The organism is Microbacterium sp. CFBP 8801, from assembly GCF_014839455.1.
Lineage (GTDB): Bacteria > Actinomycetota > Actinomycetes > Actinomycetales > Microbacteriaceae > Microbacterium.
The window spans coordinates 199,818-226,798 of sequence record NZ_JACYNU010000002.1; the positions used below are offsets into that span (position 1 = coordinate 199,818).

Sequence of the window (26,981 nt, forward strand, 5' to 3'; positions counted from 1 at the left end):
AATGACGGATGCCACGACGCAAAGCCGTCGGCCCCGTCGCCGGATCGCGGTGATCGTGGTGATCATCGTGCTGGTGGTGGCGGCCGTGGTCGCGGCGGAGTTCATCGCGCGCTCGGTCGTGACCGGGACGGTGCGTTCGCTCGTGGTCGAGAACGTCGGTCTCCCCGACGACCAAGACGTCGATGTGCAGGTGGGCGGTGGCCTGGTGCTGCCGCAGGTGCTCGGCGGACGACTGTCCGAGGTCACCGTCGCCTCGGACGATGTCACCCTCGGTCCGATCACCGGTGACGTGCTCGTCGATCTGCGGGGCGTCCCCGTATCGGGTGGCGCCGCCGCCGAGGGGGGCACTGCTTCCGTGCGTCTCGACCAGGATCAGCTCCGCGAGCTCCTCACCCAGATCCCCGACCTGCCGGCGAGCACCGTGACGATCGCCGCGCCCGACGTGATGCTCCAGGCGTCGTTGTCGTTGTTCGGCATCGCCATCCCGGTCGGAGTGGGGGTGACCCCGGGCGCCTCCGACGGAGACCTCACCCTGGCCCCCTCCACGTTCTCCGTCGGCGGCAACGCCGTGGATGCCGACACGCTCCGTCAGCAGTTCGGCGGCGTGGCCGACGCGGTGCTGCAGACCTCGAGCCTGTGCATCGCCGATCGTCTGCCCGCGGGGCTCACCCTGACCTCGGCGACCGTGCAGGGCCCGGATCTGGTGGCGACGTTCGACATCGCCGGTGGCATCCTGAACGACCCGGCCCTCCAGGCCGACGGTTCCTGCGGCTGACGTCGCCCGAGACGCGTCGTCCGCCGGGGCGACGGGTCGGCGCCACTCACCCTGCGCGTGACCGTATTTCACCTGCGCATGTCGAAGTGTCCTGCGTGATCGGTCGGTGACCACTCCTCATAGCGTGACGACGTCGGTGGCCTCGGCTCGAATCGAGGTCGGCGACGTTCATCGCCCACGTCGCCGTCACGGCGCATCGTCACGCACGGGAGCACCCCCTCATGGCCGACATCAGCTCTGTCTCCTCGATCCTCGAATCCCCTCCGACCGCATCACCGGCCGGCGCCGCTCTCTCGCGCCGGTCGGTCGTGGCAGCCGGTGTCTTCGCCGTTCCGGCCGTCACCCTCCTCAGCCAGTCGCCCGCGTCGGCGAACACCTCCGTCCTGCCGCAGATCGCGATCGAGGCGGCCGGGGGAGTCATCCCGGCCACGGGACCCGTCGCCGTCACGGTGACCGTCCGCTCACTTGCGGGCGCCTTGCTCCCCGGGCAGGTGGTCTCTCTGACGGGTCCGCCCGACTCGAACTTTGCCTCGAGCGACGGCACCACCGACGGCTCGGGTCGGTTCACGACGACGTTCTGGCTGGCGAAGCCGTGGATCACCCCCGGAACGACGATCACGATCACCGCCGTCTCCACGGGAACGAGCGCGTCACAGGCGTTCACGGTGGTCGGCTCCAACATGCTGGCGACGGGACCGAACACGTGGGGCCACATCGGCAATGGCGCTCCCGGCGGCCAGTGGGTCACGCCCGCGCAGACGCTGCCGGTGTTCCCGAGCCCCGTGGTGCAGGTGGCCAGCGGCGAGGCGCACACGGTGGTCCTGCTGGCAAACGGGACGGTGTGGACGGCGGGAAACCCCGCCTATGGGCGCCTGGGCCGCGACACGAACGTGGTGCCCTACACCCAGTTCGGTCAGGTGCCCGGCTTGTCCGACGTCACCCAGATCGCGGCGCAGCGCAACGGTTGCTACGCCCTGAGCGCGGGAAAGGTCTACGCGTGGGGCTGGAATAACTGGGGCCAGGTGGGTGATGGCACGACGGTGGGCCGGGATCGCCCGACCCTGGTCAGCGGTCTGTCCGGCGTCATCACTCTGGCGGCGGGCCGGGTGAACGGACTGGTGATCCTGGCCGACAAGACCGTGCGCGCGTGGGGTGCCGCGAACGAGAAGGGGCAGGTGGGCAACGGCAGCACGAGCAACCAGCTCACCCCGGTGACGGTGACCGGACTCTCCGGCATCGTGCAGCTCGCGGGCGGAAACGACACGCACTCCGCGCTGAAGTCCGACGGGACGGTGTGGGCGTGGGGTGCGAACGACCAGGGTCAGGTGGGTGATGGCACGAACATCACTCAGCTGACACCGGTGATGGTCGCTCCCCTGAACCCGGTCCGGTACTCGGCGATCGCCCGCGGTGGAGACACGGGGTACGCCATCGTCGCCGACGCCAAGCAGGTCGTTGCATGGGGAAGGAACAACGAGGGTCAGGTCGGCAGCGGCCCGGCAGGGGCGCCCACCGAACTCCTTCCCCGCGAGGTCGACGGAATGACGAACATCGTCATTCTCGCCGCGGGTGTCTCGAGCGCCTATGCCAAGAAAGCCGATTCCACGGTCTTCGCGTGGGGTCTCAACACCAACGGCGAACTCGGTGTCGGCGACACGACCAGCCGCAACCTCCCGACGCCCGTCGCAGGGCTCTCCGGCCGCTTCATCAGTGCGATCTCCTCGGGTGCGCAGATGACGGCGGCCTACTTCGTCGCCGAGTCCGCGACGGTGACGGTCGACGTTGACTCGCAGGTGACCGCGGGCGCCGCCGGCGCCGTGACAGCCTCGGTCGTTGCCCCGTCGAGCGCGGTGATGAACACGGCGCTGACGCTGTCGGCGACGGGGGACACCACCCTGGGTGCCACGTCGGGAACGACCGACGGCGCCGGGCACTTCAGTACGACGGTGACTCCGAACGTGTGGACGCGGCCCGGTTCGGTGTTGCGCGTGACCGCGTCGTGCGATGCCGGCGCGGCGACCGATACGTTCACGGTGCTCGGCGCGAACACGCTGCACGCGGGGTACTCGGCCTGGACCGCCGGCGGCGACGGGACGTGGAACAACCACACCGTGGCCACGCAGTCGTCGCGACAGTTCTCTTCGCCCGTGGTGCAGGTCTACACGGGCTTCATCTTCGCAGTGGCATTGCTCGCCGATGGGACGGTGTGGTCGGTGGGCCGAAACGACTCGGGGCAGCTCGGCGATCCCTCCATCCCCGTGTACGACGGCGGAGCGTCGTCGGGTCCGTCGATGCAGGGACGGTCGACCTGGGGACGGGTTCCCGGGCTTCCCACCAACATCGTTCAGATCTCCGGCGGACGCAGCACGGTCTACGCGCTCGGCGCCGACGGCATCGTCCACGCGTGGGGATGGAACGGCAACGGCCAGGTCGGCAACGGCAACACCGTCGATCAGACCGGCCCGGTGCAGGTGGCCAACTTGACCGGGGTGAAGCGGGTCTGCGGGGCCTATCGCTCGGCGTTCGCGATTCTGAACGACGGTTCGGTGATGGCGTGGGGCAGCGACCGTAGTGGCAACCTGGGTGACGGCCGTGGCGATGGCACCGCGACGGTCGATCAGTTGACCCCTCTCGCGGTTCCGGGATGGGGCACCGTCACGGACATCGGCGGCGATCACCAGCAGACCGCCGCCCTCCGCACCGACGGAACCGTCTGGACGTGCAGTGCCACCAGCGGAACCCTCGGCAACGGCACGGCGGCCACCAGCGCGGTGCCCGTGCAGGTGTCGGGTCTGTCGAACGTGTCGGCGCTCGGTTTGGGCTTCGGGTTCTTCCACGCCCTGCGCGCGGATAAGACGGTCGTCGGCTGGGGCGCGAACGACGTCGGGCAGCTCGGTATCGGTTCCGTGTCGACGTCGCCGGCGCTGAGCCCGACTCCCGTGTCCGGACTGACCGCCGTATCGCAGATCGCCGATGGATGGGGCGGCGGCTACGCCCTCCTTTCCAACGGTCAGGTGTGGGGATGGGGTCAGAACAGCAGCGGGGAGCTCGCCGACGGGACCACGGCCCTCCGCAAAGCCCCGGTGCAGATGACCGGCATCGGCGCTCGCCCGATTTCTCGGATCGACGCCGGCATCTCCGCCGCTGGTGCGTACGTGATCACCGCGGATGCCACGGTCACCGTCGACGTCGATGCACAGGTGCCGGCAGGAACGGCGGGGGTCGTGCAGGTCGCCGTCACGGCGGCGTCGGCGCCCGTGCCGAACGCGTCGCTGACGTTGTCGGCCACGGGCGGTGCCGTACTCGGCTCGGCCTCGGGCTCGACCAGCAACGAGGGTGCGTACCAGACGAGCGTCACCCCCGACGTCTGGACGATGCCGGGTTCGGTGCTGCGCGTCGCCGCGAACAGCGACCTCGGCTCCGGGGCCGACACGTACCGGGTGTTGGGGGCGAACGCGTTGGGGTTCGGTCGGCAGACGGGGTACGAGTTGGGTGCTGATGGGGCGACAGGGCCGCAGTCGTCGTCGTCCAGCGTGTCGCGAACGCAGGCGACGCAGTTGTGGCGGGAATTCCCGTCTCCGGTGGTGCAGATGGTGTCGACGGGGTCGAGCGGCGACTCGTTCTACAGCTACAACTCCTCGTTCGCGTTGTTGCTGGACGGAAGCGTGTGGGCGGTCGGTGGCAATAGTCACGGTCAGATCGGCGATGGTGTGCAGACCTACCACGCGTCCTGGACGAAGGTGGCGGGTCTTCCGATGATCACGCAGATCAGCGCGGGCAATCTGTCGGTGTACGCGCTGGACAGTTCGGGGGCCGTCTGGGGATGGGGTGACAACTACTTCGGCCAGCTCGGCACGAACGCTCCGGCGCAGGGCCGGGCTGAGACGCCGGTACGGGTGGCGGGTGTCTCGAATGTGCGGCAAGTCAGCGCAGGCTCGCAGAACACCTACTTCCTATTGACCGACGAGTCGGTGTGGTCGGTGGGCCGCGGAGGCGCGCCGCTGGGGACTGGCAGCACGACGCAGCCCGACACCTCGACGCCCGTGCAGGTATCGGGTTTGTCGGGCGTGACGCAGATCGCGGGCCGTGCGGGCGGAGGTATCGCGCTGAAGAACGATGCGACCGTGTGGTCGTGGGGTGTCGACTACTCCGGTGCGTTGGGCTCGGGGACGACTCCGGTCCCGCCGCGGTGGTCCTCGGGGGTCCCGGAGTACAGCTCGGCGACGCCGGTGCAGGTGGCGAGGCTGACGGGCAAGACCGTTACCGCGGTGGCCGGGTTCCTGAGCGGTGGTGTGGCGCTGACGTCGGACGGCGCCGTCTTCGCGTGGGGTGACGGAGTGAGCGGCACCCTCGGTGACGGGGCGAGCACGTCGCGGTCGGTGGCGACACCGGTACAGGGTTTGGACTCGGGGGTGCGGGTCATCTCGGCGTCGGGTCTTTCGGCGTACGCGATCAAGGCGGACGGTTCGGTCGTCGCGTGGGGAGACAACTCCTCCGGTCAGCTCGGCGACGGTTCCACGTTCAACCGCGCCACGCCCGTCGTCGTGGCGGGACTGGCCGGACGCTCAGTGAGCGCACTGATGACGAACTCGCCGGTCTCGTACCGCATGTTCACCATCACCTCCTGACCTGGGGAGTCCCTCAGGGCTCGATGGTCGCCCTGCCCGGGCGCGCACTGCGCCGGGGCGGGGTGACAATCGCAGGCAGGCGACGCGATGCGTCGTCATCGCCGCGTAGCCGCCGTCAGAACGAGAAGCCCCGCGACCCGCGCACACGCCGGGTCGCGGGGCTTCCGCGTGTCAGGCGGTTCCCGTCACCAGACCTGCCGCCACGAGCGCGTCGAGCGCGGCCCGTGTCGCCGCGACGGCGTCGGGGGCGCGGTGGCGCCGGGTCACGGCATCCACGAGGTCCTCGAAGAGGGTGTACTCGGCGGCCAACCAGATCTCGGGGGCGACCCCCGCCAGCACCCGCAGGGTGCCCTCGCCGCTCGTCTCGGCGGTGAGCACGGCCAGGAGCCCGTCGTCGAGGCGGTACCAGTCGACGACCGGCACTCGTCGGAAGCGCCGGCCCGATGCGGCAGCAACGTCGCCGTGATCGAGCGGCGGAGTGCTGCCGGCCCGGTCGGGCTCGGGCCGCGCCGCGCCGCCGACCGCTGCGCGCGCTGTGATGAGGTCGTCGAGGAGCGGCACCAGGTCGCGTGCCTCGGAGTACTGCGCGCGGACTGCCCCTCCCGTCTGCGCGAGGAGCTGCACGATGGTCTGCAGGGGGCGGATGGTCGTGGTGAGGGCGCTCGAGTGTCCGGCCAGGTCGGCCAGTGCGTCGACGTCGGCGAGGGGGACCAGCGCGGCGGGGGAAACCCCGGGCCGCCGGTCGAGCAGCACGAGGCGCGACAGGTGCAGGGGCGCGTCGGGCAGCGGCTGCAGGCCGAGGTCTTCGGGGGCGCGCTGCACCTTGAATCCGTAGCCGTCGGTGATCACCGAGAGCGGCTTTCGGTACGCGTGGACGGCGCCGTCGGCGTCGATGCCGATCGTCTCGTCTGAGACATACCCCCATCGCCGGGCGAGGAACCTCGTGGCGGTGGTCTTGCCGGCGCCCGATCGGCCGATCAGCACCACCACGCCACCGTCGGGGCCTGCCAGCCCGGCGGCGTGCAGCATCCACCGGTCGTGGCGCGGTGCCGTGACGGCGGCGTGGGTCACCGCACCGGAGAGGTGCGCGAGCATCTCGCCGGTCTCGGCGAACCGCTGCGGCGAGACGGTGCGATCCGGCTGCGCCGACGAGGCCGAGACGGTGCTCCGCCAGGCTGAGCGCACGGCCAGGCGCTCCGGGGGATCGAGAGCGGTGAGATCGATGCCGATGCGCACGCCGACGGCATCCACGGTCATCACGTTCGCTGCGGGGGAGGATGCACGGCTCGACACCGCCTCACGGTAGGCGACGGATGCCGACGCGTTCGGCGTCCCGGAACCGCGTGCCGTGCGGGGCGGGATGCCGGCCGGGAAATGTTCACCTTCCGCTTCACCCGCACCGCCGGAGCCGCGCGCTCCTGAGTCGGGCGGCATCCGCGTGTGCCCTAGACTGCAGGGACTACCCGGCGCGTGACTCTCCGCGCGGGTGGAGCCGTGATCCGCGGCCGTCGCGTCGCCGCAAAACCCGATTGGTTCTCCTGTGTCCGCCTCGCACTCCGCGCTCGTGCCCGAGTGGCTCACCGCCCCGGCCGAAGCGAACGCTCTCGTCGCCCCCGTCTGGCCGTCGTCTGCCCGTCGCGTCGACGACGGTTCCGTCGAGATCGGCGGCGTCTCGGTGTTCGACCTCCGTGACCGCTTCGGCACCCCGCTCTACGTCCTCGACGAGGACGAGGTGCGAGCCCACGCGCGACGCGCGCGCGACGCGTTCGAGGCCGCGGCGGCTCGTCACGGCATCCGGGCTCGCGTCTACTACGCGGGCAAGGCGTTCCTGTCGACCGAGGTCGTGCGGTGGGTGGTCGACGAGGGACTCGCTGTCGACGTCTGCACGCGCGGAGAGCTCGAGGTGGCCCTGGCCGGCGGTGCCGAGCCCGCGCGACTGGGGTTCCACGGCAACAACAAGAGCGTCGGCGAGCTGGAGCGCGCGGTCGAGGTCGGTGTCGGCTCGGTCGTCGTCGACAGCCCCATCGAGATCGAGCGTCTCGCTGCCCTCGCCGACCGTCGCGGTGCGGTGCAGTCGGTGCTCGTGCGCGTGCGCACCGGCGTGCACGCCGAGACCCATGCCTTCCTCGCCACAGCGCACGAAGACCAGAAGTTCGGCTTCTCGCTCGAGGGTGCGGCCGACGCGGTCGCCCGCATCCGCGAGCTTCCCAGCCTGCGCTTCGTGGGCCTGCACGCGCACATCGGCTCGCAGATCTTCGACTCCTCCGGCTTCCGCGAATCCGCCGCCCGCCTGGTCGACCTGCACGCCGACCTGCTCGCCGGGGGAGAGATCCCCCTGCTGAACGTCGGCGGCGGGTTCGGCATCTCGTACACCTCGGTCGACGACCCGAAACCCCTCGAATCGATCGCCGACGGCATCCTCGACGCCATCGCCGACGAGTGCGCGGTGCGCGGCATCCCCATGCCCGACGTCGCGTGCGAACCCGGACGCATCATCGTCGGTCAGGCCGGCGTCACCCTGTACGAGGTCGGCACCGTGAAGACCGTCACCGCGGGCGAGAACCTCGACCGCACCTACGTCAGCGTCGACGGCGGCATGAGCGACAACGCCCGCCCGGCGCTCTACGGCGCCGATTTCTCTGCCCGCATCGTCTCGCGCAGCAGCCCCGAGACCCCGGTGCTGTCGCGCGTCGTCGGGCGGCACTGCGAATCGGGCGACATCGTCGTGGATGCCGAATACCTGCCGGGCGATGTCACCCCGGGCGATCTGCTCGCCGTGCCCGCGACCGGCGCCTACTGCTTCTCGCTCGCGAGCAACTACAACTACACGCCGCGTCCGCCCGTCGTCGCCGTGCGCGACGGAGCCGCCCGCGTGATCGTGCGCGGCGAGAGCATCGACGACCTCCTCTCTCGCGACGTCGGCGTTCCGGCATCCACCCTGATCGACACACCCCACGGAGACACCGAATGACCGACTACCGCACGCTCCGCGTGGCGCTCCTCGGCGCCGGCGCCGTCGGCTCGCAGGTCGCCGACCTGCTGCTCAAGCACGGCGACGAGCTCGCCGACCGCGCGGGCGCCAAGCTCGAACTCGCCGGCATCGCCGTGCGCAACCTCGACGCCAAGCGCGAGGCCGATCTGCCCCGCGAACTCTTCACCACCGATGCCGAGACGCTCATCGTCGGCTCCGACATCGTCATCGAGCTGATGGGCGGCATCGAGCCGGCCCGCACCCAGGTGCTGCACGCGATCGCCTCGGGCGCCGACGTCGTCACCGCCAACAAGGCGCTGCTCGCGACCCACGGCTCCGAGGTGTTCGAGGCCGCCGACCAGGTCGGCGCCGAGGTGTACTACGAAGCCGCCGCGGCCGGTGCGATCCCGATCATCCGACCGCTTCGCGACTCGCTCGCCGGCGACCGCGTCGTGCGCATCATGGGCATCGTCAACGGCACGACGAACTACATCCTCGACCGCATGGACACCGAGGGCGCCGACTTCGCCGACGTGCTCGCCCAGGCGCAGGCGCTCGGCTACGCCGAAGCCGACCCCACCGCCGATGTCGAGGGCTACGACGCAGCCCAGAAGGCCGCGATCCTCGCGAGTCTCGCCTTCCACACCACCGTGCCGCTGGATGCCGTGTACCGCGAAGGCATCACCTCGGTCGACGCCGCGATGATCGAATCGGCGCGTCACGCCGGCTACGTCATCAAGCTGCTCGCCGTGTGCGAGCGTCTCGCCGCCGAAGAGGGCGGCACCGAGTCGATCTCGGTGCGCGTGTACCCGGCGCTCGTCGACCGCAGCCACCCCCTCGCGAGCGTGCACGGCGCGAACAACGCCGTCTTCGTGCAGGCCGAAGCCGCCGGCGACCTCATGTTCTACGGTGCGGGCGCCGGTGGCGTTCAGACCGCGTCGGCCGTGCTCGGCGACGTCGTGTCGGCCGCGCGCCGCCACATCGCCGGGGGAGTGGGCGTGGGCGAATCGACCCGCGCGAACCTCCCCGCCGTGCCGATCGGTCACGTCATCACGCGGTACCAGATCACGCTCGAAGTCGACGACAAGCCGGGCGTCCTCGCCACCGTCGCCGGCATCCTAAGCGAGGGTCGCGTGTCGATCGCGACGGTCGAGCAGACGGTCATCGAGGCTGACGAGAACACTCAGACCGGCGGCTCCGCCCGTCTGGTCATCGGAACACACAAGGCCCGTGAGCAGGACCTCAGCGAGACCGTCGAGCGTCTCGCCGCGAGCGGCGTCGTCGAGCGCGTGGTCTCCGTGCTGCGCGTGGAAGGGAACTGAACATGGCACACCTCTGGCGCGGAGTCCTCCGCGAATACGCCGACCGTCTGGGCGTCACCGACGCCTCCACCGTCGTCACCCTCGGCGAGGGCGGCACGCCGCTCCTGCCCGCCCCGTCGCTGTCGCGTCGCACCGGCGCCGACGTCTGGGTGAAGTTCGAGGGGATGAACCCCACCGGCTCCTTCAAGGACCGCGGCATGACGGTCGCCCTCTCGCGCGCCGTCGAGCACGGCGCCAAGGCCGTCATCTGCGCCTCGACCGGCAACACCTCGGCGTCGGCGGCCGCCTACGCCGCGCACGCCGGCATCACCGCCGCGGTGCTCGTGCCCGAGGGCAAGATCGCCATGGGCAAGCTGAGCCAGGCCGTCGCGCACAACGGTCGCCTCATCCAGATCCGCGGCAACTTCGACGACTGCCTCGAGATCGCCCGCGAGCTGGCCGACCACTACCCGGTGCACCTCGTGAACTCGGTCAACCCCGACCGCATCGAGGGGCAGAAGACCGCCGCCTACGAGGTCGTCGAGGTTCTGGGCGACGCGCCCGACTTCCACTTCATCCCCGTCGGCAACGCGGGCAACTACACCGCCTACTCGCGCGGCTACCGCGAAGAGGCCGCCCGCGGCGCCGCCACGACCGTGCCCCGCATGTTCGGCTTCCAGGCCGCTGGCTCCGCCCCGCTCGTGCGCGGCGAGGTCGTGAAGAACCCCGAGACGATCGCCAGCGCCATCCGCATCGGCAACCCCGCCTCGTGGGATCTCGCCCTCGAAGCGCGCGACGCCACCGACGGCTGGTTCGGCGCGATCGACGATGCCCGCATCCTCGAAGCGCAGAAGATCCTCGCCGGTGAGGTCGGCATCTTCGTCGAGCCCGCCTCGGCGATCAGCGTCGCGGGACTGCTCGACCGGGCCGAGGCCGGGGTCATCTCCGCCGGCGCCAAGGTCGTCCTCACGGTCACCGGGCACGGACTCAAGGACCCGCAGTGGGCCCTCCGTCAGCCCGACGGCACCGACGTGCAGCCCACCGTCGTCGACGCCACCACCTCGGAGGTGGCATCCGTCCTGGACCTGCGGCCGGTGAGCGCGTGACCGCAGGCCCCGGCCGTCGGGTCGCGGTCCGCGTTCCCGCCACCAGCGCGAACCTCGGGCCCGGCTTCGACACGCTCGGCCTCGCGCTCAGCGTGTACGACGAGCTCGTCGTCGAACAGCTCGACGGCGACCGCCTCGAGATCGAGGTCGAGGGCGAGGGCGTCGCCGACGTCCCGCGCGACGCCTCGCACCTCGTCGTGCGGGCCATGGCGCACACCTACGCCTCCGTCGGGCGCGCCCTGCCGGGGCTGCGGCTGACGGCACGCAACGTGATCCCGCACGGGCGCGGCATGGGATCGTCGGGGGCCGCCGTGGTCGCCGGCATCCTCGCCGCGAAGGGACTGCTCGAGGGCGAGGCCGACTTCAGCGACGTCGACCTGCTGCGCCTGGCCACCGAGCTCGAGGGGCACCCCGACAACGTCGCGCCGGGCCTCTTCGGCGGACTCACCATCGCGTGGATGGACGCCGAAGGCCCGCAGCACAAGCAGCTCATCGTGCACCGCGGAGTGTCGCCCCTGGTGTTCGTGCCGAGCTTCACCATGTCGACCGCGGTCGCCCGCAGCCTGCAGCCGCTGCAGGTGCCCCGCGAGGACGCCGTGTTCAACGTCTCCCGCTCGGCGCTGCTCATCGCCGCGATGACGCAGAGCCCCGAGCTGCTCATGGCCGCCACCGAAGACAAGCTGCACCAGAACTACCGCGCGCAGGCCATGCCCGAAACCGACCGCCTCGTGCGGGCGTTGCGGGCAGAGGGCTACGCCGCGGTCGTGTCGGGTGCGGGGCCCAGCGTGCTCGTGCTCGCCGACGGTCCCGGACAGCGGCTCGCCGCGGCGGATCTTATGGCATCCGTGGTCGACACCCCGTGGCAGGCGCTCATGCTCGCCGTCGACGTCAAGGGTGGTACAGTGAAAAACGCAGAGGGTTCCGCGTAACTTCGCGAATCTGAGCCTCTGCACCACCTGCGAAATCCGCAACACATCGCGAACCCGGTATCGGCTGCAGTCTCCCGAACCGCTGGTGTCTCTTCGTCTGCGTTCTGCACGGCGAAGCGCGATCTGATCACGTAGCACTTCAGAGGAGCACTCGTGGAGTCCATCTCCGAGACCCAGCCCATCGACGCGCCCGAGGGCGCCGAGACCCCCGCCGAAGAGCAGCCCACGGCTGCGACGCCGGGTACCGACACCGCGCAGGCCGAGGCCGTCGCCGAGACGACGGATGCCGAGGGCGTCGACGCTCCGGATGCCGCTGCCTCCGCCGCCGCGACCGACGCGGCGCAGCCCGAGGCGCTGTTCACCGACGAGGCGCTCGCCTCGGACGCACCGGCCGCCGAGGCCGCGTCCGACGTCGCGGAGCCCGCCGCCACCGAGGCGCCCGCCGCCGAAGCGCCGGCCGAAGAGCCCGCGCCGGCCGAAGAGCCCGCGCCGGTCGAGAAGCCCGCCCGGGCACCGCGCAAGCGCGCACCCCGCCGCGCGACGACGGCCACCGCCAAAGAGAAGGCCGCCGCCGAGGCCGCTGCGGCCGAAGAGAAGGCTGCGGCCGACGCCGCCGCCGTCGAAGCCCCCGCCGCCGACGAGGCCGCAGCCGACGCTGCGGTCGTCGAGGCTCCCGCCGCCGAGTCCGTCTCGGACGACGCCGCGACCACTCCCGTGACCACCGCGGCCGATGTCGCCGACGAGGTGGCCGCCGCCGAGGCGACCTCGACCGTCGAGGCCGACGCCCCGACCGCTGACGCGCCCGTCGCTGACGCACCCGCCGTCGACGCCCCGGCCGCCGACGAGGCCGCTGACGCGTCCGCCTCCGACGCCGACGGCGCAGACCAGGCCGACGAGACCCCCGCCCGCGGCCGTGGCCGCAGCCGGTCGCGCAACCGCAACCGCAACAAGCCCGACGCCGCGGACAAGCCCGAGGCGCAGACCGCGGCCGCCCCCGCCGACGAGGCCGAGGCCCCGCAGCAGGGTGGCCAGCGCGACAATCAGCGCGACGGTGGTCAGCGTGACAACCAGCGCGACTCGAACCAGCGCGAGACCGGGCAGCGCGACAACCAGCGTGACTCGAACCAGCGTGACGGCAATCAGCGTGACGCCGCGCAGCGTGACGGCAACCGTCAGAACGGCCAGCAGGCCCAGCAGCAGCAGGACGGCACGAGCAACCGCAACCGTCAGCGCAACAAGCGCCGCGGCCAGAACACCACGGGCGACGAGTTCGAGACCGAGATCGGTGAGGACGACGTGCTCGTTCCGATCGCCGGTGTGCTCGACGTGCTCGACAACTACGCCTTCGTGCGCACGACCGGCTACCTCTCGGGTCCGAGCGACGTCTACGTCTCGCTCGGCCAGGTGAAGAAGTACAACCTGCGCAAGGGCGACGCCGTCGTCGGCGCGATCAAGCAGCCCCGCGAGGGCGAGCAGCAGGGGCGTCAGAAGTACAACGCGCTCGTGCAGGTCGACTCCATCAACGGCCTCTCGGTCGAAGACGCCGCGACGCGTGTCGAGTTCAACAACCTCACGCCGCTCTACCCGCAGGAGCGGCTGCGCCTCGAGACCGGTCCCGAGAAGCTCACCCAGCGCATCATCGACCTGGTCGCCCCGGTCGGCAAGGGCCAGCGCGGTCTCATCGTGGCGCCGCCCAAGGCCGGCAAGACGATCGTTCTGCAGCAGATCGCCAACGCGATCGCCACGAACAACCCCGAGGTCCACCTCATGGTCGTGCTCGTCGACGAGCGTCCCGAAGAGGTCACCGACATGCAGCGGACCGTTCGCGGCGAGGTCATCGCCTCGACGTTCGACCGCCCGGCCGAAGACCACACCACGGTCGCCGAGCTCGCCATCGAGCGCGCCAAGCGTCTGGTCGAGCTCGGCCGCGACGTCGTCGTGCTGCTCGACTCGATCACCCGCCTCGGCCGCGCGTACAACCTCGCCGCCCCCACCTCGGGCCGCGTGCTCTCCGGTGGCGTCGACGCGTCGGCGCTGTACCCGCCGAAGCGCTTCTTCGGTGCCGCGCGCAACATCGAGAACGGCGGATCGCTCACGATCCTCGCCACCGCGCTCGTCGAGACCGGCTCCAAGATGGATGACGTGATCTTCGAGGAGTTCAAGGGCACCGGCAACAGCGAGCTGCGCCTGAACCGTCAGCTCGCCGACAAGCGCATCTTCCCGGCGGTCGACGTGAACGCGTCGAGCACGCGTCGCGAAGAGATGCTCCTGTCGAACGACGAGGTCAAGATCACCTGGAAGCTCCGCCGCGCGCTGGCCGGTCTCGAGCCCCAGCAGGCCCTCGAGGTCGTGCTCGGCAAGCTCAAAGAGACCCAGTCGAACGTCGAGTTCCTCGTGCAGATGCAGAAGTCGATCCCCGCGCCCGCGCGCGGCGGTGACGACAACAGCATCCGCTGATCCGACCGGGAGTCGCGATGTCGGTACCCGCGATGTTCGAGTCGGTGCGCAGCCTGCTCGACGAGCACAAGGCCGTTCAGGAGGAGCTCTCCGACCCGGCCGTGCACGCCGATGCGGTGCGCGCCAAGCGGGTCAACCGGCGCTACGCCGAGCTCAGCCGCATCGTGCACGCGTACGAGTCCTGGGTCACGGCATCCGACGACCTGGAGGCCGCCCGGGAACTCGCCCGTGAGGACCAGGCGTTCGCCGACGAGGTGCCGGCACTGGAGGAGCGCGTCGTCGAGACGCAGGAGCGTCTTCGGCGCCTCCTCATCCCGCGCGACCCCGACGACGCGCGCGACGTGATCATGGAGATCAAGGGCGGCGAGGGCGGGGCCGAGAGCGCCCTCTTCGCCGCCGACCTGCTGCGCATGTACCTGCAGTACGCGGCATCGATGGGGTGGAAGACCGAGATGCTCGAGCGCACCGAGTCCGACCTCGGCGGCTACAAGGACGTGCAGGTCGCGATCAAGGGGTCGTCGAGTGATCCCGCGCAGGGTGTGTGGGCGCACCTGAAGTACGAGGGCGGCGTGCACCGCGTGCAGCGGGTGCCGGCGACCGAGTCGCAGGGGCGCATCCACACCTCGACGACCGGCGTGTTGGTGTTCCCCGAGGTCGACGAGCCCGAAGAGGTCGGCATTGACCCCAACGACCTGAAGATCGACGTGTTCCGCTCGTCGGGACCGGGCGGCCAGTCGGTCAACACGACCGATTCGGCCGTGCGCATCACGCACGTGCCGACGGGCATCGTCGTGTCGATGCAGAACGAGAAGTCGCAGCTGCAGAACCGCGAGGCCGGCATGCGCGTCCTGCGCGCCCGCCTGCTCGCCAAGCAGCAGGAGGAGCGCGACGCGGTCGCCGCCGACGCGCGCAAGTCGCAGATCCGCGGCATGGACCGCTCCGAGCGCATCCGCACCTACAACTTCCCCGAGAACCGCATCGCCGACCACCGCACCGGGTACAAGGCCTACAACCTCGACCAGGTGATGGACGGCGCCCTCGGCCCGATCATCGAGTCGGCCATCACGGCCGACGAAGAGGCGCGTCTGACGGCACTGGCCGGCGAGTGACGCCGCCGCGTCGCGGCCCGAACTCCTGAGAAATCCGCGATCTGGCGCCTCCGCGCCCGCTGGGTGCTGGCGCGAGACGAGAATCTCAGGAGTTCGGCTCGCCCGCAGACTCCGAGACGCTCACGCGTCCCATACCGGCGGGTGGGGGAGCGCTCCGCGGCGGCCCTCGAGCTGAGCGGCGAGCGACAGCAGCGCGGCTTCGCCGCCGGGGCGACCGACGAGCTGCACCGAGACGGGGTGCCCGGCGGCGTCCGTCGTCACCGGCAGCGTCAGGGCTGGGAGCCCTGCGACGTTGACGAAGCTCGAGTACGGCGCGTACTCGACCTGCATCGCGAAAGTGCGTTCGGGATCGTGCCCCGCGTAGGAGCCCACGGGCTGGGGAGCCTGCGCCAACGCGGGGGTGAGCACCGCGTCGAACGCGGCGAAGTCGGCGATCGTGCGCCGTTCGAAGGCGCGCGCCGAGGCGAGACCTCCCAGCAGGTCGAGCGACGACAGTCGGCGCCCCTCGCGCACGAGCCACGCCGTCAGCGGCTCGACCAGTGTCATGTCGTCGTCGCTGAGAGGGATGCGCGCGGCGCTCGCGCGCCACAGCACGTGGAAGAGCGACGCGTAGCCGAACGGATGCCAGGCCGCGCCCTCGACGTCGTGCCCCGCGTCGGCGAGCCAGGCGGCGGCCGTGTCGTAGGCCGAGCGCGCAGCGGGATCGAGGGTGATGTTCTCGTCGTCGTCCCACGGCGAGACCGTGGTGACGCCGATGCGGAGCGGGCCCGGATCGCGACGTGCGGCGTCGACGAACGGGCCGGTGCCGGGGGCGGCCGTGGCGTAGGTGAACGGACCGAGTCCCACCAGGGCGTCCAGCAGCAGTGCCGCATCTTCGACGCTCCGCGCGATCGGGCCGGTGACCGACAGCCCGTCGGGGGAATCGAAGCCCGAGCCGATCGGCAGCCGTCCGCGCGAGGGTTTCAGCCCGACGACGCCCGTCGTCGCCGACGGGATACGGATCGATCCGCCGCCGTCGGACCCCACCGCGGCGGGCAGCAGCCCCGCGGCGACCGCGACGGCGGCCCCGCCGCTCGAACCGCCCGCGCCCGCCGAGAGGCGCCAGGGATCGCGGGCCGGCGCGTGGATGAGGGGTTCGGTGAAGCCGGTGAGGCCGAACTCGGACGTGCTCGTCTTGCCGAGGTTCACCGCGCCCGCGGCGTCGAGCGCCTCGGCCAGCGGGTCCGACGTCGAGGGGACGAGATGGGCGCGGGAGCGCGAGCCGTACCGCGTCGGCACCCCGGCGCGGGCGACGAGGTCCTTATCGGCGAGGGGGATCCCCCACAGCGGACCCCGGGTGGGGGAGGCCGTGACCTCTCCGGCTCGGCGGAGCGCGGCATCCGGGGTCACCTCGGCGAACGCCCCCAGATCCGCGAACCGCCGGATGCGGGCGAGGTAGTGGGCAGCGAGGTCGGTGGGCGAGAGATCGCCCGCGCGCAGCGCTGCGACCTGCGCGGCGAGGGAGAGATCGTGCAGCCGCGTCATGAGTGGAGGCACCGCGTCAGATCGAGTACTCGGGCGCGGTCAGCAGGGCGCGCGTGTCTTCGCCGCCCCGTCGCGAGCGCGCCGTGGCGGGAACACCGACCAGCACGCTGTCGGCGGGGGCGTCGCGCGTCACGACGGCGTTGGCCCCGACGACGCTGCGCGCACCCAGGGTGATCGGGCCGAGGACCTTCGCTCCGGCTCCGACGGCGACGCCGTCGTGCAGGGTGGGATGCCGCTTGCCCCCCTCGCGCTGACGACCGCCGAGCGTGACCCCGTGATACAGCATGACGTCGTCGCCGACCTCGGCCGTCTCGCCGACGACGACACCCATGCCGTGGTCGATGAAGAAGCGTCGGCCGATCGTGGCGCCCGGGTGGATCTCGATCCCGGTGAGCCACCGCGTCACCTGCGACAGGGCCCGCGCCGGGAAGCGCAGGCCCTGTCGCCACAGGCGGTGCGAGACGCGGTGCATCCACACCGCGTGCAGGCCCGGGTACAGCAGGGCGATCTCGAGCCCGCTCCGGGCTGCCGGATCACGGAGTTTGGCGGCGGCGACGTCTTCGCGGATGCGGGAGATGGCCCCCACGTCAGTCTTCGCGCAGGTGCTCGTACAGGGCCGTCGAGAGGTACCGCTCGCCGTACGAGGGGATGATCACGACGATGTTCTTGCCGGCGGCTTCGGGGCGGCGGGCCACCTCGAGAGCCGCCCAGATGGCGGCACCCGACGACATGCCGACCAGGATGCCGTCTTTGGCCGCGGTCTCGCGGGCCAGACGGATCGCGTCGTCGAACTCGACGTCGATGACCTCGTCGATGATGTCGCGGTCGAGGATCGCGGGCACGAAGTTGGGACCGATGCCCTGGATCTTGTGGGGGCCGGGGTGGCCCTTGGTGAGGACGGGGGAGTCGGCCGGCTCGACGGCGACGATCTGCACGCCGGGCACGCGCTCTTTGAGCACCTGGCCGACGCCCGTGATCGTGCCGCCCGTGCCGATGCCGGCCACGAAGTAGTCGACCTTGCCGTCGGTGTCGCGCAGGATCTCTTCGGCCGTCGTCTTGCGGTGGATCGCCGGGTTCGCCTCGTTCTCGAACTGGCGGGCCCAGACGGCTCCCGGAGTCTCGGCCACGATGCGCTTGGCCTCGTCGACGGCGTGCGACATGCCCTTGGTGGGGTCGGTCAGCACGAGGTCGGCGCCGAAGGCCTTGAGCAGGATGCGACGCTCTTTCGACATCGACGCCGGCATCGTCAGGATGACCTTGTACCCGCGGGCGGCGCCCACCATCGCGAGGGCGATGCCGGTGTTCCCGCTGGTGGACTCGACGATCGTGCCGCCCGGCTTCAGCTCGCCCGAGGCTTCGGCCGCGTCGACGATGGCGATGCCCAGGCGGTCCTTCACGCTGGAGGCCGGGTTGTAGAACTCGAGCTTGGCGAGGATCTGCGCGTCGGTACCCTCCGCCACGCGGTTCAGTCGTACGAGTGGCGTGTCGCCGAACGCAGAGGTGATGTCGGAGTGGATGCCGGGCATGGCTTGCCTTTCGCCGTCGATCAGAACCCCCTCATTTTAGGCGAGGCCACCGACATCTCCGGCCGTATGACGCCGCGCGACTAGGCTGGGCTCCCGTCATGCCAGAGACCGTCCCCGCCCCCGCCCCGTCGTCGGTCGCCGACGTCGTCCGCGACACCGCCCGGCGCTTCGGTGCAGCCGGAGTCCCCGACCCGCAGGTCGACGCCGAGCTGCTCGTCGCGCACGTGCTCGACTCCTCTCGCGGGGGAGTGCAGGCCGCCGCCATCCGGGGCGATCGGATGCCACCCCCCGCCGTCGCGGCCCTGGCGCCGCTCGTCGACCGACGCTGCGCGCGCGAACCGCTGCAGCACCTGACCGGTCTCGCGCCCTTCCGCTCCCTGGAACTGGCGGTCGGGCCGGGCGTCTTCGTGCCGCGACCCGAGACCGAGATGGTGGCGCAACTGGCGATCGATGCGTTGCGCTCCGTGGCATCCGAGAGTCCGATCGCCGTCGACCTCGGCACCGGCAGCGGCGCGATCGCGCTCGCGATGGCCACCGAGGTGTCGCACGCGCGGGTCTTCGCGGCCGAGAACTCGGTCGACGCCTACATCTGGACGAAGCAGAACGTCGCCCGCATCGGCGCGCGCAACGTCACGCTCGCCTTGATCGACCTCGCCGACGCGTTCCCCGAGCTCGACGGCACGGTGTCGGTCGTGGCATCCAACCCGCCCTACGTGCCCGACGACGCGATTCCCCGCGACCCGGAGGTGCGGTTGTTCGATCCGCCGGCGGCGCTCTACGGCGGACCCGACGGATTGGATGCCGTGCGGCAGCTGAGCCGCGTGGGTCTGCGTCTCGCTCATCCCGGCGGCTCGATCGTCATCGAGCACGGCGAGTGGCAGGGAGCGGCCATCCGCGACATCCTCACCGCCGACGGCTGGCGCGCGGCGGCGACGCACCCCGACCTCACCGCCCGGGACCGCGCGACGACGGCCGTACGCCCCTGACCATGATCGGCCGCGCGCGCGACTAGACTGGCGCGCGTTATGTCACCCGTCTACGACTGCCGTGACGAGTCGCAGCTGCTTCCCGGAATGCGCCACGCGCGTCAGGCGATCGGCCGAGGCGAACTCGTCGTGCTCCCCACCGACACCGTCTACGGAATCGCCGCCGACGCGTTCAATGCGCGCGCCGTCGCGGGACTCCTCGAGGCGAAGGGCCGCGGCCGCCAGCAGCCGCCGCCCGTGCTCGTCGCCGGCGTCGGGACGCTGCGCGCCCTCGTCGCCGAGATCCCGCCCGCGGTCGACGACCTCGTGCGTGAGTTCTGGCCGGGAGGTCTGACCATCGTGCTGCCCGCGCAGCCCTCGCTGTCGTGGGATCTCGGCGACACGCACGGCACCGTGGCCGTGCGCATGCCGGCCCACAAGCTCACCCTCGAACTGCTCGAAGAGACCGGTCCCCTCGCCGTCTCGAGCGCCAACCGCACCGGCATGCCCGCCGCGGTGAACATCGACTCCGCGCGCGACATGCTCGGCGACAGTGTCGCGGCCTACCTCGACGCCGGGGTGAGCGAGACCGGCATCGCCTCGACCATCGTCGACGCGACCACCCTGGTCGGGGGAGCGGAGCCCCGGGTGCGCGTGCTGCGCGAGGGGGCGATCTCGCGCGAGCGCCTGCGCGAGGTGCTCGGCGACCTGCTCGAGCCCGACCCGGTCGACGACCGCGACGTGACCCCGTCCGCTCCCGTGTCGCTCGACACCCCCTCGTCGTCCGACCCCGCGCCGCGGGCCGACGCTCACGAGACCCCGGATTCCGAGGCGCCGGGTCCGTGACCCAGTACCTTCTCACCATCCTCTTCACGGCAGCGGTGACGCTGGCGCTGTCGTGGGTGGTGTGGAAGCTCGCCCTGCGGTTCAAGCTGTACCCCGGGATCCGCGATCGCGACGTGCACAAGACGCCGACTCCGCGCCTGGGCGGGGTGGCGATGTTCCTCGGCGTCGTGGCCGCCTTCGCACTGTCGAGCCGCAACCCCTACTTCTCGATCTTCTGGACCGACCCGGTTCCGGTTCTCTCGCTGCTGGGTGCGGTGCTGCTGATCGTCCTCGTCGGTGTCGCCGACGACCTGTGGGACCTCGACTGGATGATCAAGCTCGGCGCGCAGTTCATCGCCGCCGGGATCATCGCCTGGTTCGGCCAGTTGCAGATCCTCTCGCTGCCGATCGGCGCCCTCACGGTCGGGTCGAGCTGGGTGAGTTTCCTGCTCACCGTCTTCGCCCTCGTCGTCGTCATGAACGCCGTGAACTTCATCGACGGCCTCAACGGTCTGGTCGCGGGGGTCTGCCTCATCGCCAACGGGGTCTTCTTCGCGTACTCGTACCTGCTCGTGCGCGACACCGGCGCCAGCACCTACTTCAACCTGGCGTCGTTCATCGCGGCGGTGCTGGTGGGGGCCTGTCTCGGGTTCCTCCCGATGAACTGGACGCCCGCCAAGCTCTTCATGGGCGACGCCGGCGCTCTCATGCTCGGTCTGCTCATGGCGAGCTCGGCGATCGCGATCACCGGGCAGCTCGACCCCGCCGTGCTCGACCCCGAGAAGATCGGGCGATCGCAGCTGCTGGGTGCGTTCATCCCCATCCTGCTGCCGGTCGTGATCGTGCTGCTTCCCCTGCTCGACTTCGGGCTCGCCGTCGCGCGGCGCCAGTGGGCCGGACGCTCGCCGTTCTCGCCGGACCGCAAGCACCTGCACCATCGCATGCTCGACATGGGTCACACCGATCGCGATGCCGTGCTCATCTTCTACAGCTGGACCGCCGTGGTGAGCCTGGCGTTCCTGCTCATGTACATCGGCACCCAGCAGAGCTGGCCCGGCGACTACGCCTTCGGCATCGTCTTCGGCATCGTCGGCGTCGCCGCCTGCGTGGTGCTCACCCTGCTTCCGTCCCGGCGCTTCGCGCGTCGCCCCGTCCGTGAGGAACCGTCATGACCGCCCCGCTCTCCAGCACCCCCGTTCTGCGCGCCGCCCTGATCTGGTCGGCGGTGGTCGCGGTGGTCGTGCTCGTCGTCGCCGTCGGGGTGGGCGCTCTCGTCGCCGGGGGTGACGGAGCGCTCAGCGGGGGAGTGGGAGCCGCGGTGGGCGCCATCTTCCCGGCGCTGACGGCCGTGAGCATCCTGGTCGCCAACCGCTTCTACGGCCACCCGTCGTGGCTGCAGATCTTCTTCGGCGTGGTGCTGGGCGGATGGCTGCTGAAGTTCGTGCTCGTCATCGTGGCCTTCCTGGTGCTGCTGCGCCTGGAGTGGGTGGTGGCGCCGGTGTTCTTCTTCGCACTCCTGGCTACGGCCGTCAGCTCGCTCGTCGTGGACCTCGTCGTCATCTCGCGCATGCGTCTTCCCGCGGTCTCCGAGACCGTCCTGCCGACGCACAGTGATCCCAATGAGGTCTGACCACACTCGGATGCCGCAAATCCACCGATCTTTGATACTGTGTTCATACGCACCTCGGCCGGTGTGCGGCGGTAACGCCGAGGCCCCGGGGAGAGACGTTTCCCACCCTCCCCGAACCGCTTCGTTGCGGCTCGAGAAGCTGGAGCCACCCCGTTGACTCAGGCGAATACGATCGCGCACATCGTTGCTGACGCGAACACATTCCACCCCCCGTCCATCTCGGACTTCTTCCCGCCCGAACTGCTGTTCGCCGGGACGCCGTTCGCGGTCACGCGCATCACCGTCGTGCAGCTGCTCGCCACCGCGGTGATGGTTCTCATCATCGTCGTCGGCACGCGCCGCATGACGGTCGTGCCCGGTCGCTTCCAGAGCGTGATTGAGCTCGGCTTCGGATTCATCCGCGAGCAGATCGCCTTCCAGGTCCTCGGCGAGAAGGACGGCAAGCGCTTCCTTCCGCTGCTGACCGCGATGTTCTTCACGATCCTCGCGCTCAACCTCACCGGTGTCATCCCCGGACTCAACATCCCGGGTACCTCGGTGGCCGGAGCACCGCTGGTCTTCGCCCTGACCGCGTACGTCGCATTCGTCTACGCGGGCATCCGGCGCCACGGCGTGGGTCACTTCCTGAAGAACTCGCTCGTGCCGAGCGGTGTGCCTGTCTACCTCGTGCCGATCATCGCGATCGTCGAGCTGATCTCGGTCTTCATCGCACGGCCCGTGTCGCTCTTCCTCCGACTGCTGCTGAACATGATCGTCGGGCACCTCATGCTCGTCTTGTTCTTCTCGGCCACCCAGTTCTTCTTCTTCAGCTTCAACCTGCTCACGCCTCTCGCTGCGGGAACGCTGGCCCTCGGGTTCGCGTTCACCCTCTTCGAGGTGTTCGTGGCGCTGCTGCAGGCCTACGTCTTCACGATCCTCACCGCGGTCTACATCCAGCTCGCGGTGGCGGAAGAGCACTGACGACCAGCCGCCCGGCTGTTCGCCCTACGAAAGGAAACCCTCAGTGGACGCAACGACGATTCTCGCTCAGGTCACGGGCAACATCGCGACCGTGGGCTACGGTCTCGCTGCCATCGGCCCGGCCATCGGTCTCGGCATCATGATCGGCAAGACCATCGAGTCGACCGCCCGTCAGCCCGAGCTCGCCGGCCGCCTGCAGACCACCATGTTCATCGGTGTCGCCTTCATCGAGATCCTCGCGCTGATCGGCATCGCCACGCCCTTCATCTTCGGCGCGCTCTGATCCACCCGATCCCCGAGTAAGGAGACAGGATGCTTCAGGCTCTTGTCACGGTCGCAGCCGAGGAAGGCTCCAGCGGTAACCCGCTGCTGCCCGCTGTCTACGACATCGTTTGGTCGCTCGTCTGCTTCATCATCATCGCCTTCGTCGTGTGGCGCATCGCGCTTCCGCGCGTCGGCGCGGTGCTGGATCAGCGCAGCACGGCCATCGAGGGCAACATCGCGAAGGCCGACGAGGCTCAGCGCAAGGCCGAGGCCGCTCTCGAGGAGTACACCGCGCAGCTCGCCGCCGCTCGTAAAGAGGCCGGCGAGATCCGCGAGTCCGCTCGTGAAGACGGTCGCAAGATCGTCAACGAGGCCAAGGACACCGCGTCTCTCGAAGCGGCTCGTCTGACCGCTGCGGCGCACACGCAGATCGAGGCCGAGCGTCAGACCGCTCTGGTGTCGCTGCGCGCCGAGGTGGGCACGCTCGCCGTCGACCTCGCCGGCAACGTCATCGGGGAGTCCCTCTCCGACGACGTGAAGGCGCAGGCCGTGGTCGACCGCTTCCTGGCCGACCTCGAGGCATCCGAGAAGGCGGCCAAGTAATGGGCAGCGCGACCACTCAGGCGCGGGCAACCGTCGCCGGCGCCCTCGGCGCCGCGAGCGGTGTCGACCTCGACGTCACCCGCGAGCTCTTCGCCGCGGCACGCACCGTGGACTCGTCGTCGCACCTGAGCGGCGCGCTGGCCGACTCGTCGGCGCCCGCTTCGGCGCGGGCCGACGTGGTCACGGCCGTCTTCGGCCCGTCGTTCGCTCCGACGACGGTGGCGCTGCTGCGCTCCGTCGTCGAGCAGCGCTGGTCGAGCGTCAGCGACCTGATCGACGGGCTCGAAGAGCTCGCGATCCGTGCCGCCGCCGTGGCCGACACGCAGAGCGACGTCGAGGGGGAGCTGTTCCAGTTCTCGCGCACCGTCGCCGCCAACGGCGAACTCGAGCTCGCGCTCGGCAGCCGTGTGGGCGAGCCCGCCGCGAAGGGCGCGCTCGTCGCGTCGCTTCTCGAGGGTCGCGTCAGCGCCGCCACGGTGCTGGTCGCCTCGTCGCTCGTGCGGCAGCCCCGTGAGCGTCGCGTGCGTTCGCTCCTGCGGTGGGCCGAGCGGCTCGTCGCCGAGCAGCGCGGTCGCGTCGTGGCCACGGTGCACGCCGTCGCTCCGCTCAGCGAGGAGCAGGCGACCCGTCTGCAGAACGCCCTCGGCGCCCGGTACGGCGCCGTCGTGACCCTCAACACGGTCATCGACCCGACGGTGGTGGGTGGACTGCGCGTGCAGATCGCCGACGACGTCATCGACGCGAGCGTCTCGGCGCGTCTCGCCGACCTGCGGCAGCGGATCGCAGGCTAAGACTTCCCGCCTGAACGGGCGGAGATCTGGGGGCCGATGGCCCCACGAACGAAGGAAGACAATGGCAGACCTCTCTATCAGCCCCGACGTCATCCGTGACGCGCTGAAGGACTTCGTCAACGCCTACGAGGCCACTGGCGCCGCGGCGAACGAGGTCGGTTCGGTCGTGGATGCCGGTGACGGCATCGCTCACGTCGAAGGCCTCCCCGGTGTCATGGCGAACGAGCTCGTGCGCTTCGCGGACGGCACGCTCGGCCTGGCGCAGAACCTCGACGAGAACCAGATCGGCGTCGTCGTGCTCGGCGAGTTCTCCGGCGTCGAAGAGGGCCAGCCGGTCACCCGCACCGGCGAGGTGCTCTCGGTCGGCGTCGGCGAGGGCTACCTCGGCCGCGTGGTCGACCCGCTCGGCAACCCGATCGACGGCCTCGGCGAGGTCGCGACCTCCGGCCGTCGTGCCCTCGAGCTCCAGGCTCCGGGCGTCATGCAGCGCAAGAGCGTGCACGAGCCCCTGCAGACCGGCATCAAGGCCATCGACGCCATGATCCCCGTCGGCCGTGGCCAGCGTCAGCTGATCATCGGCGACCGCCAGACCGGTAAGACGGCCATCGCGATCGACACGATCATCAACCAGAAGGCCAACTGGGAGTCGGGCGACGTCAACAAGCAGGTGCGTTGCATCTACGTCGCCATCGGCCAGAAGGGCTCGACCATCGCTTCGGTGAAGGGCGCGCTCGAAGAGGCCGGCGCGATGGAGTACACCACCATCGTCGCGGCCCCCGCGTCGGACCCCGCCGGCTTCAAGTACCTCGCTCCCTACACCGGTTCGGCCATCGGCCAGCACTGGATGTACGAGGGCAAGCACGTCCTGATCATCTTCGACGACCTGTCGAAGCAGGCCGAGGCCTACCGCGCCGTGTCGCTGCTGCTGCGCCGCCCGCCGGGCCGCGAGGCGTACCCCGGCGACGTCTTCTACCTGCACTCGCGTCTGCTCGAGCGTTGCGCGAAGCTGTCCGACGAGCTCGGCGCCGGTTCGATGACGGGTCTGCCCATCATCGAGACCAAGGCCAACGACGTCTCGGCGTACATCCCGACCAACGTGATCTCGATCACCGACGGCCAGATCTTCCTGCAGTCCGACCTGTTCAACGCCAACCAGCGTCCCGCGGTCGACGTGGGTATCTCGGTCTCGCGCGTCGGTGGTGACGCCCAGGTGAAGTCGATCAAGAAGGTCTCGGGAACGCTGAAGCTCGAGCTCGCTCAGTACCGCTCGCTCGAGGCGTTCGCGATGTTCGCCAGCGACCTCGACGCGGCGTCGCGTCGTCAGCTCGCCCGCGGTGCGCGCCTGACCGAGCTGCTCAAGCAGCCGCAGTACTCGCCGTACCCCGTCGAGGAGCAGGTCGTCTCGATCTGGGCCGGAACGAACGGCAAGCTCGACACGATCGAGGTCTCCGACGTGCTGCGTTTCGAGCGCGAGCTGCTCGATTACCTGCGTCGCAACTCGACCGTGCTCGACACGCTGCGCGAGACCAACGTGCTGGGCGACGACACCGTCGCCGAGCTCACGCAGAAGGTCGACCAGTTCATCCTCGAGTTCCAGGCGGGCGACGACCAGGCTCTGGTCGGCACCGAGAAGGTCGAGGCCGCCGAGGCCGAAGACGTCAACCAGGAGCGGATCGTCAAGGGCCGTCGCTAAAGCGACGACACGAGAACGGAATCATGGGCGCACAACTACGGGTCTACAAGCAGAAGATCAGTTCTGCTCAGACGACCAAGAAGATCACGAAGGCGATGGAGCTCATCGCTGCGTCGCGCATCCAGAAGGCGATGGCGCGTGTGCGCGCGGCGTCGCCCTTCGCGCGTGCCGTGACCAGCGCGGTGTCGGCGGTGGCGACGCACTCGAGCGTCGACCACCCGCTGACCACCGAGCGTGAGACCATCCGTCGCTCCGCCGTGGTGATCTTCACCTCCGACCGCGGACTCGCGGGCGCGTTCAACTCGCAGATCCTCCGTGAGGGTCTCGAGCTGAGCGAGCTGCTGCGTTCGCAGGGCAAAGAGGTGGAGTACTACCTCGTGGGTCGCAAGGCCGTCGGCTACTTCCAGTTCCGACGCATGGCCAGCAAGGCCCAGTGGACCGGCGACACGGACACGCCCCAGTTCTCGACGGCCGAAGAGATCTCGGCCGCCGTTCTGGAGTCGTACCGCCGCTCCGGCGAGAACGACGGCGTCGATGAGATTCACCTCGTCTACAACCGTTTCGTCAGCATGATGACGCAGTCGCCCGAGACGGTGCGCCTGCTTCCTCTCGAGGTGGTCGAAGCAGACACCGCCGCGGCCCCCGCGACCGTCTACCCGCTCTACGAATTCGAGCCGGACGCCGAGACCGTTCTCGACGCGCTCCTGCCGGTGTACGTGCAGAGCCGAATCTTCAACGCCCTCCTGCAGTCGTCGGCGGCAAAGCACGCCGCCACGCAGAAGGCCATGAAGTCGGCCAGCGACAACGCCGACAAGCTCATCACCGACTACACCCGCCTGCGCAACAACGCGCGTCAGGCGGAGATCACGCAGCAGATCGCCGAGATCGTCGGCGGCGCCGATGCTCTGGCATCCGGCAAGTAAG

Annotated in this window: 22 protein-coding genes; 18 read left to right on the plus strand and 4 right to left on the minus strand. The window is 70.2% G+C overall.

Features of this window, described 5'->3' with window-relative positions; all coding sequences use genetic code 11:
• The first annotated feature begins 1 nt into the window (after position 1).
• Both IFR11_RS03895 and IFR11_RS03900 read left to right on the plus strand, forming a co-directional pair.
• On the plus strand, positions 2-775 hold the full coding sequence (locus IFR11_RS03895; protein WP_191915282.1) for an LmeA family phospholipid-binding protein: 774 nt from the start codon (positions 2-4) through the stop codon (positions 773-775).
• Between the two features lie 221 nt (positions 776-996).
• Positions 997-5,403 (plus strand): RCC1 domain-containing protein, encoded by a 4,407-nt coding sequence (locus tag IFR11_RS03900; RefSeq protein ID WP_191915283.1) that lies wholly within the window; start codon positions 997-999, stop codon positions 5,401-5,403.
• A gap of 171 nt (positions 5,404-5,574) precedes the next feature.
• Here IFR11_RS03900 and IFR11_RS03905 read toward each other — a convergent pair whose 3' ends face one another.
• Positions 5,575-6,696 (minus strand): hypothetical protein, encoded by a 1,122-nt coding sequence (locus tag IFR11_RS03905; RefSeq protein ID WP_191915284.1) that lies wholly within the window; start codon positions 6,694-6,696, stop codon positions 5,575-5,577.
• A 247-nt stretch (positions 6,697-6,943) separates the two neighbouring features.
• Between IFR11_RS03905 and lysA the strand changes: the two genes are divergently transcribed.
• The 6 genes from lysA (at position 6,944) to prfA (ending at position 15,276) form a co-directional block, all read left to right on the plus strand.
• A complete protein-coding gene (gene lysA / locus IFR11_RS03910) occupies positions 6,944-8,374 on the plus strand; it encodes a diaminopimelate decarboxylase (protein ID WP_191915285.1) in 1,431 nt (476 codons plus the stop codon).
• On the plus strand, positions 8,371-9,696 hold the full coding sequence (locus IFR11_RS03915; protein ID WP_055834822.1) for a homoserine dehydrogenase: 1,326 nt from the start codon (positions 8,371-8,373) through the stop codon (positions 9,694-9,696). The genes lysA and IFR11_RS03915 overlap by 4 nt, the downstream gene beginning before the upstream one ends.
• A gap of 2 nt (positions 9,697-9,698) precedes the next feature.
• Positions 9,699-10,781 (plus strand): threonine synthase, encoded by a 1,083-nt coding sequence (thrC, locus tag IFR11_RS03920; protein ID WP_055834824.1) that lies wholly within the window; start codon positions 9,699-9,701, stop codon positions 10,779-10,781.
• Positions 10,778-11,710 (plus strand): homoserine kinase, encoded by a 933-nt coding sequence (gene thrB / locus IFR11_RS03925; RefSeq protein WP_191915286.1) that lies wholly within the window; start codon positions 10,778-10,780, stop codon positions 11,708-11,710. The genes thrC and thrB overlap by 4 nt, the downstream gene beginning before the upstream one ends.
• A 153-nt stretch (positions 11,711-11,863) precedes the next feature.
• The gene (rho, locus tag IFR11_RS03930; RefSeq protein WP_191915287.1) at positions 11,864-14,167 is read left to right on the plus strand and encodes a transcription termination factor Rho; all 2,304 of its coding nucleotides are present in this window, start codon (positions 11,864-11,866) and stop codon (positions 14,165-14,167) included.
• Between the two features lie 32 nt (positions 14,168-14,199).
• A complete protein-coding gene (gene prfA / locus IFR11_RS03935) occupies positions 14,200-15,276 on the plus strand; it encodes a peptide chain release factor 1 (RefSeq protein ID WP_191915381.1) in 1,077 nt (358 codons plus the stop codon).
• A gap of 120 nt (positions 15,277-15,396) precedes the next feature.
• Here prfA and IFR11_RS03940 read toward each other — a convergent pair whose 3' ends face one another.
• From IFR11_RS03940 to cysK, 3 genes are read right to left on the minus strand one after another with little or no spacing between them, the layout of a single operon-like run.
• Positions 15,397-16,800, minus strand: coding sequence for an amidase (locus IFR11_RS03940; protein ID WP_191915288.1), 1,404 nt, complete (start codon positions 16,798-16,800; stop codon positions 15,397-15,399).
• A gap of 16 nt (positions 16,801-16,816) precedes the next feature.
• Positions 16,817-17,386 (minus strand): serine O-acetyltransferase EpsC, encoded by a 570-nt coding sequence (gene epsC / locus IFR11_RS03945; protein WP_191915289.1) that lies wholly within the window; start codon positions 17,384-17,386, stop codon positions 16,817-16,819.
• Position 17,387: 1 nt separating this feature from the next.
• Positions 17,388-18,326: a cysteine synthase A gene (cysK, locus tag IFR11_RS03950; protein WP_055834839.1), complete on the minus strand. Its 939-nt coding sequence runs from the start codon at positions 18,324-18,326 to the stop codon at positions 17,388-17,390.
• A gap of 98 nt (positions 18,327-18,424) precedes the next feature.
• Between cysK and prmC the strand changes: the two genes are divergently transcribed.
• From prmC to IFR11_RS04000, 10 genes are all read left to right on the plus strand, one after another.
• Positions 18,425-19,312, plus strand: coding sequence for a peptide chain release factor N(5)-glutamine methyltransferase (gene prmC, locus IFR11_RS03955; protein WP_191915290.1), 888 nt, complete (start codon positions 18,425-18,427; stop codon positions 19,310-19,312).
• 39 nt (positions 19,313-19,351) lie between these two features.
• On the plus strand, positions 19,352-20,137 hold the full coding sequence (locus IFR11_RS03960) for an L-threonylcarbamoyladenylate synthase (RefSeq protein ID WP_191915291.1): 786 nt from the start codon (positions 19,352-19,354) through the stop codon (positions 20,135-20,137).
• Positions 20,134-21,288 (plus strand): MraY family glycosyltransferase, encoded by a 1,155-nt coding sequence (locus tag IFR11_RS03965; RefSeq protein WP_055834846.1) that lies wholly within the window; start codon positions 20,134-20,136, stop codon positions 21,286-21,288. The genes IFR11_RS03960 and IFR11_RS03965 overlap by 4 nt, the downstream gene beginning before the upstream one ends.
• Positions 21,285-21,746 (plus strand): hypothetical protein, encoded by a 462-nt coding sequence (locus IFR11_RS03970; protein WP_055834849.1) that lies wholly within the window; start codon positions 21,285-21,287, stop codon positions 21,744-21,746. The genes IFR11_RS03965 and IFR11_RS03970 overlap by 4 nt, the downstream gene beginning before the upstream one ends.
• Before the next feature lie 153 nt (positions 21,747-21,899).
• Positions 21,900-22,706 (plus strand): F0F1 ATP synthase subunit A, encoded by an 807-nt coding sequence (gene atpB / locus IFR11_RS03975; protein WP_197978624.1) that lies wholly within the window; start codon positions 21,900-21,902, stop codon positions 22,704-22,706.
• Positions 22,707-22,749: 43 nt separating this feature from the next.
• On the plus strand, positions 22,750-22,989 hold the full coding sequence (atpE, locus tag IFR11_RS16170) for a F0F1 ATP synthase subunit C (protein ID WP_055834851.1): 240 nt from the start codon (positions 22,750-22,752) through the stop codon (positions 22,987-22,989).
• A 29-nt stretch (positions 22,990-23,018) separates the two neighbouring features.
• Positions 23,019-23,573 (plus strand): F0F1 ATP synthase subunit B, encoded by a 555-nt coding sequence (locus IFR11_RS03985; RefSeq protein WP_191915292.1) that lies wholly within the window; start codon positions 23,019-23,021, stop codon positions 23,571-23,573.
• Positions 23,573-24,364 (plus strand): F0F1 ATP synthase subunit delta, encoded by a 792-nt coding sequence (locus tag IFR11_RS03990; protein WP_191915293.1) that lies wholly within the window; start codon positions 23,573-23,575, stop codon positions 24,362-24,364. Before IFR11_RS03985 ends, IFR11_RS03990 begins: the two co-directional genes overlap by 1 nt.
• A gap of 61 nt (positions 24,365-24,425) precedes the next feature.
• Complete coding sequence (gene atpA, locus IFR11_RS03995; protein ID WP_055834859.1) at positions 24,426-26,057, plus strand: F0F1 ATP synthase subunit alpha; 1,632 nt, start codon at positions 24,426-24,428, stop codon at positions 26,055-26,057.
• 23 nt (positions 26,058-26,080) lie between these two features.
• The gene (locus IFR11_RS04000; protein WP_055834862.1) at positions 26,081-26,980 is read left to right on the plus strand and encodes a F0F1 ATP synthase subunit gamma; all 900 of its coding nucleotides are present in this window, start codon (positions 26,081-26,083) and stop codon (positions 26,978-26,980) included.
• Position 26,981 lies beyond the last annotated feature (1 nt).

What these genes read in the sequence shown, in the direction of transcription:
- thrC (WP_055834824.1), top strand. Translation starts at nt 9,699, where the DNA reads ATGGCACACCTCTGGCGCGGAGTCCTCCGCGAATACGCCGACCGTCTG.
- IFR11_RS03900 (WP_191915283.1), top strand. Translation starts at nt 997, where the DNA reads ATGGCCGACATCAGCTCTGTCTCCTCGATCCTCGAATCCCCTCCGACC.
- cysK (WP_055834839.1), bottom strand. Translation starts at nt 18,326, where the DNA reads ATGCCCGGCATCCACTCCGACATCACCTCTGCGTTCGGCGACACGCCA.
- IFR11_RS03985 (WP_191915292.1), top strand. Translation starts at nt 23,019, where the DNA reads ATGCTTCAGGCTCTTGTCACGGTCGCAGCCGAGGAAGGCTCCAGCGGT.
- prfA (WP_191915381.1), top strand. Translation starts at nt 14,200, where the DNA reads ATGTTCGAGTCGGTGCGCAGCCTGCTCGACGAGCACAAGGCCGTTCAG.
- IFR11_RS03970 (WP_055834849.1), top strand. Translation starts at nt 21,285, where the DNA reads ATGACCGCCCCGCTCTCCAGCACCCCCGTTCTGCGCGCCGCCCTGATC.
- IFR11_RS03960 (WP_191915291.1), top strand. Translation starts at nt 19,352, where the DNA reads ATGTCACCCGTCTACGACTGCCGTGACGAGTCGCAGCTGCTTCCCGGA.
- IFR11_RS04000 (WP_055834862.1), top strand. Translation starts at nt 26,081, where the DNA reads ATGGGCGCACAACTACGGGTCTACAAGCAGAAGATCAGTTCTGCTCAG.
- prmC (WP_191915290.1), top strand. Translation starts at nt 18,425, where the DNA reads ATGCCAGAGACCGTCCCCGCCCCCGCCCCGTCGTCGGTCGCCGACGTC.
- IFR11_RS03990 (WP_191915293.1), top strand. Translation starts at nt 23,573, where the DNA reads ATGGGCAGCGCGACCACTCAGGCGCGGGCAACCGTCGCCGGCGCCCTC.
- IFR11_RS03895 (WP_191915282.1), top strand. Translation starts at nt 2, where the DNA reads ATGACGGATGCCACGACGCAAAGCCGTCGGCCCCGTCGCCGGATCGCG.
- atpA (WP_055834859.1), top strand. Translation starts at nt 24,426, where the DNA reads ATGGCAGACCTCTCTATCAGCCCCGACGTCATCCGTGACGCGCTGAAG.
- IFR11_RS03940 (WP_191915288.1), bottom strand. Translation starts at nt 16,800, where the DNA reads ATGACGCGGCTGCACGATCTCTCCCTCGCCGCGCAGGTCGCAGCGCTG.
- IFR11_RS03915 (WP_055834822.1), top strand. Translation starts at nt 8,371, where the DNA reads ATGACCGACTACCGCACGCTCCGCGTGGCGCTCCTCGGCGCCGGCGCC.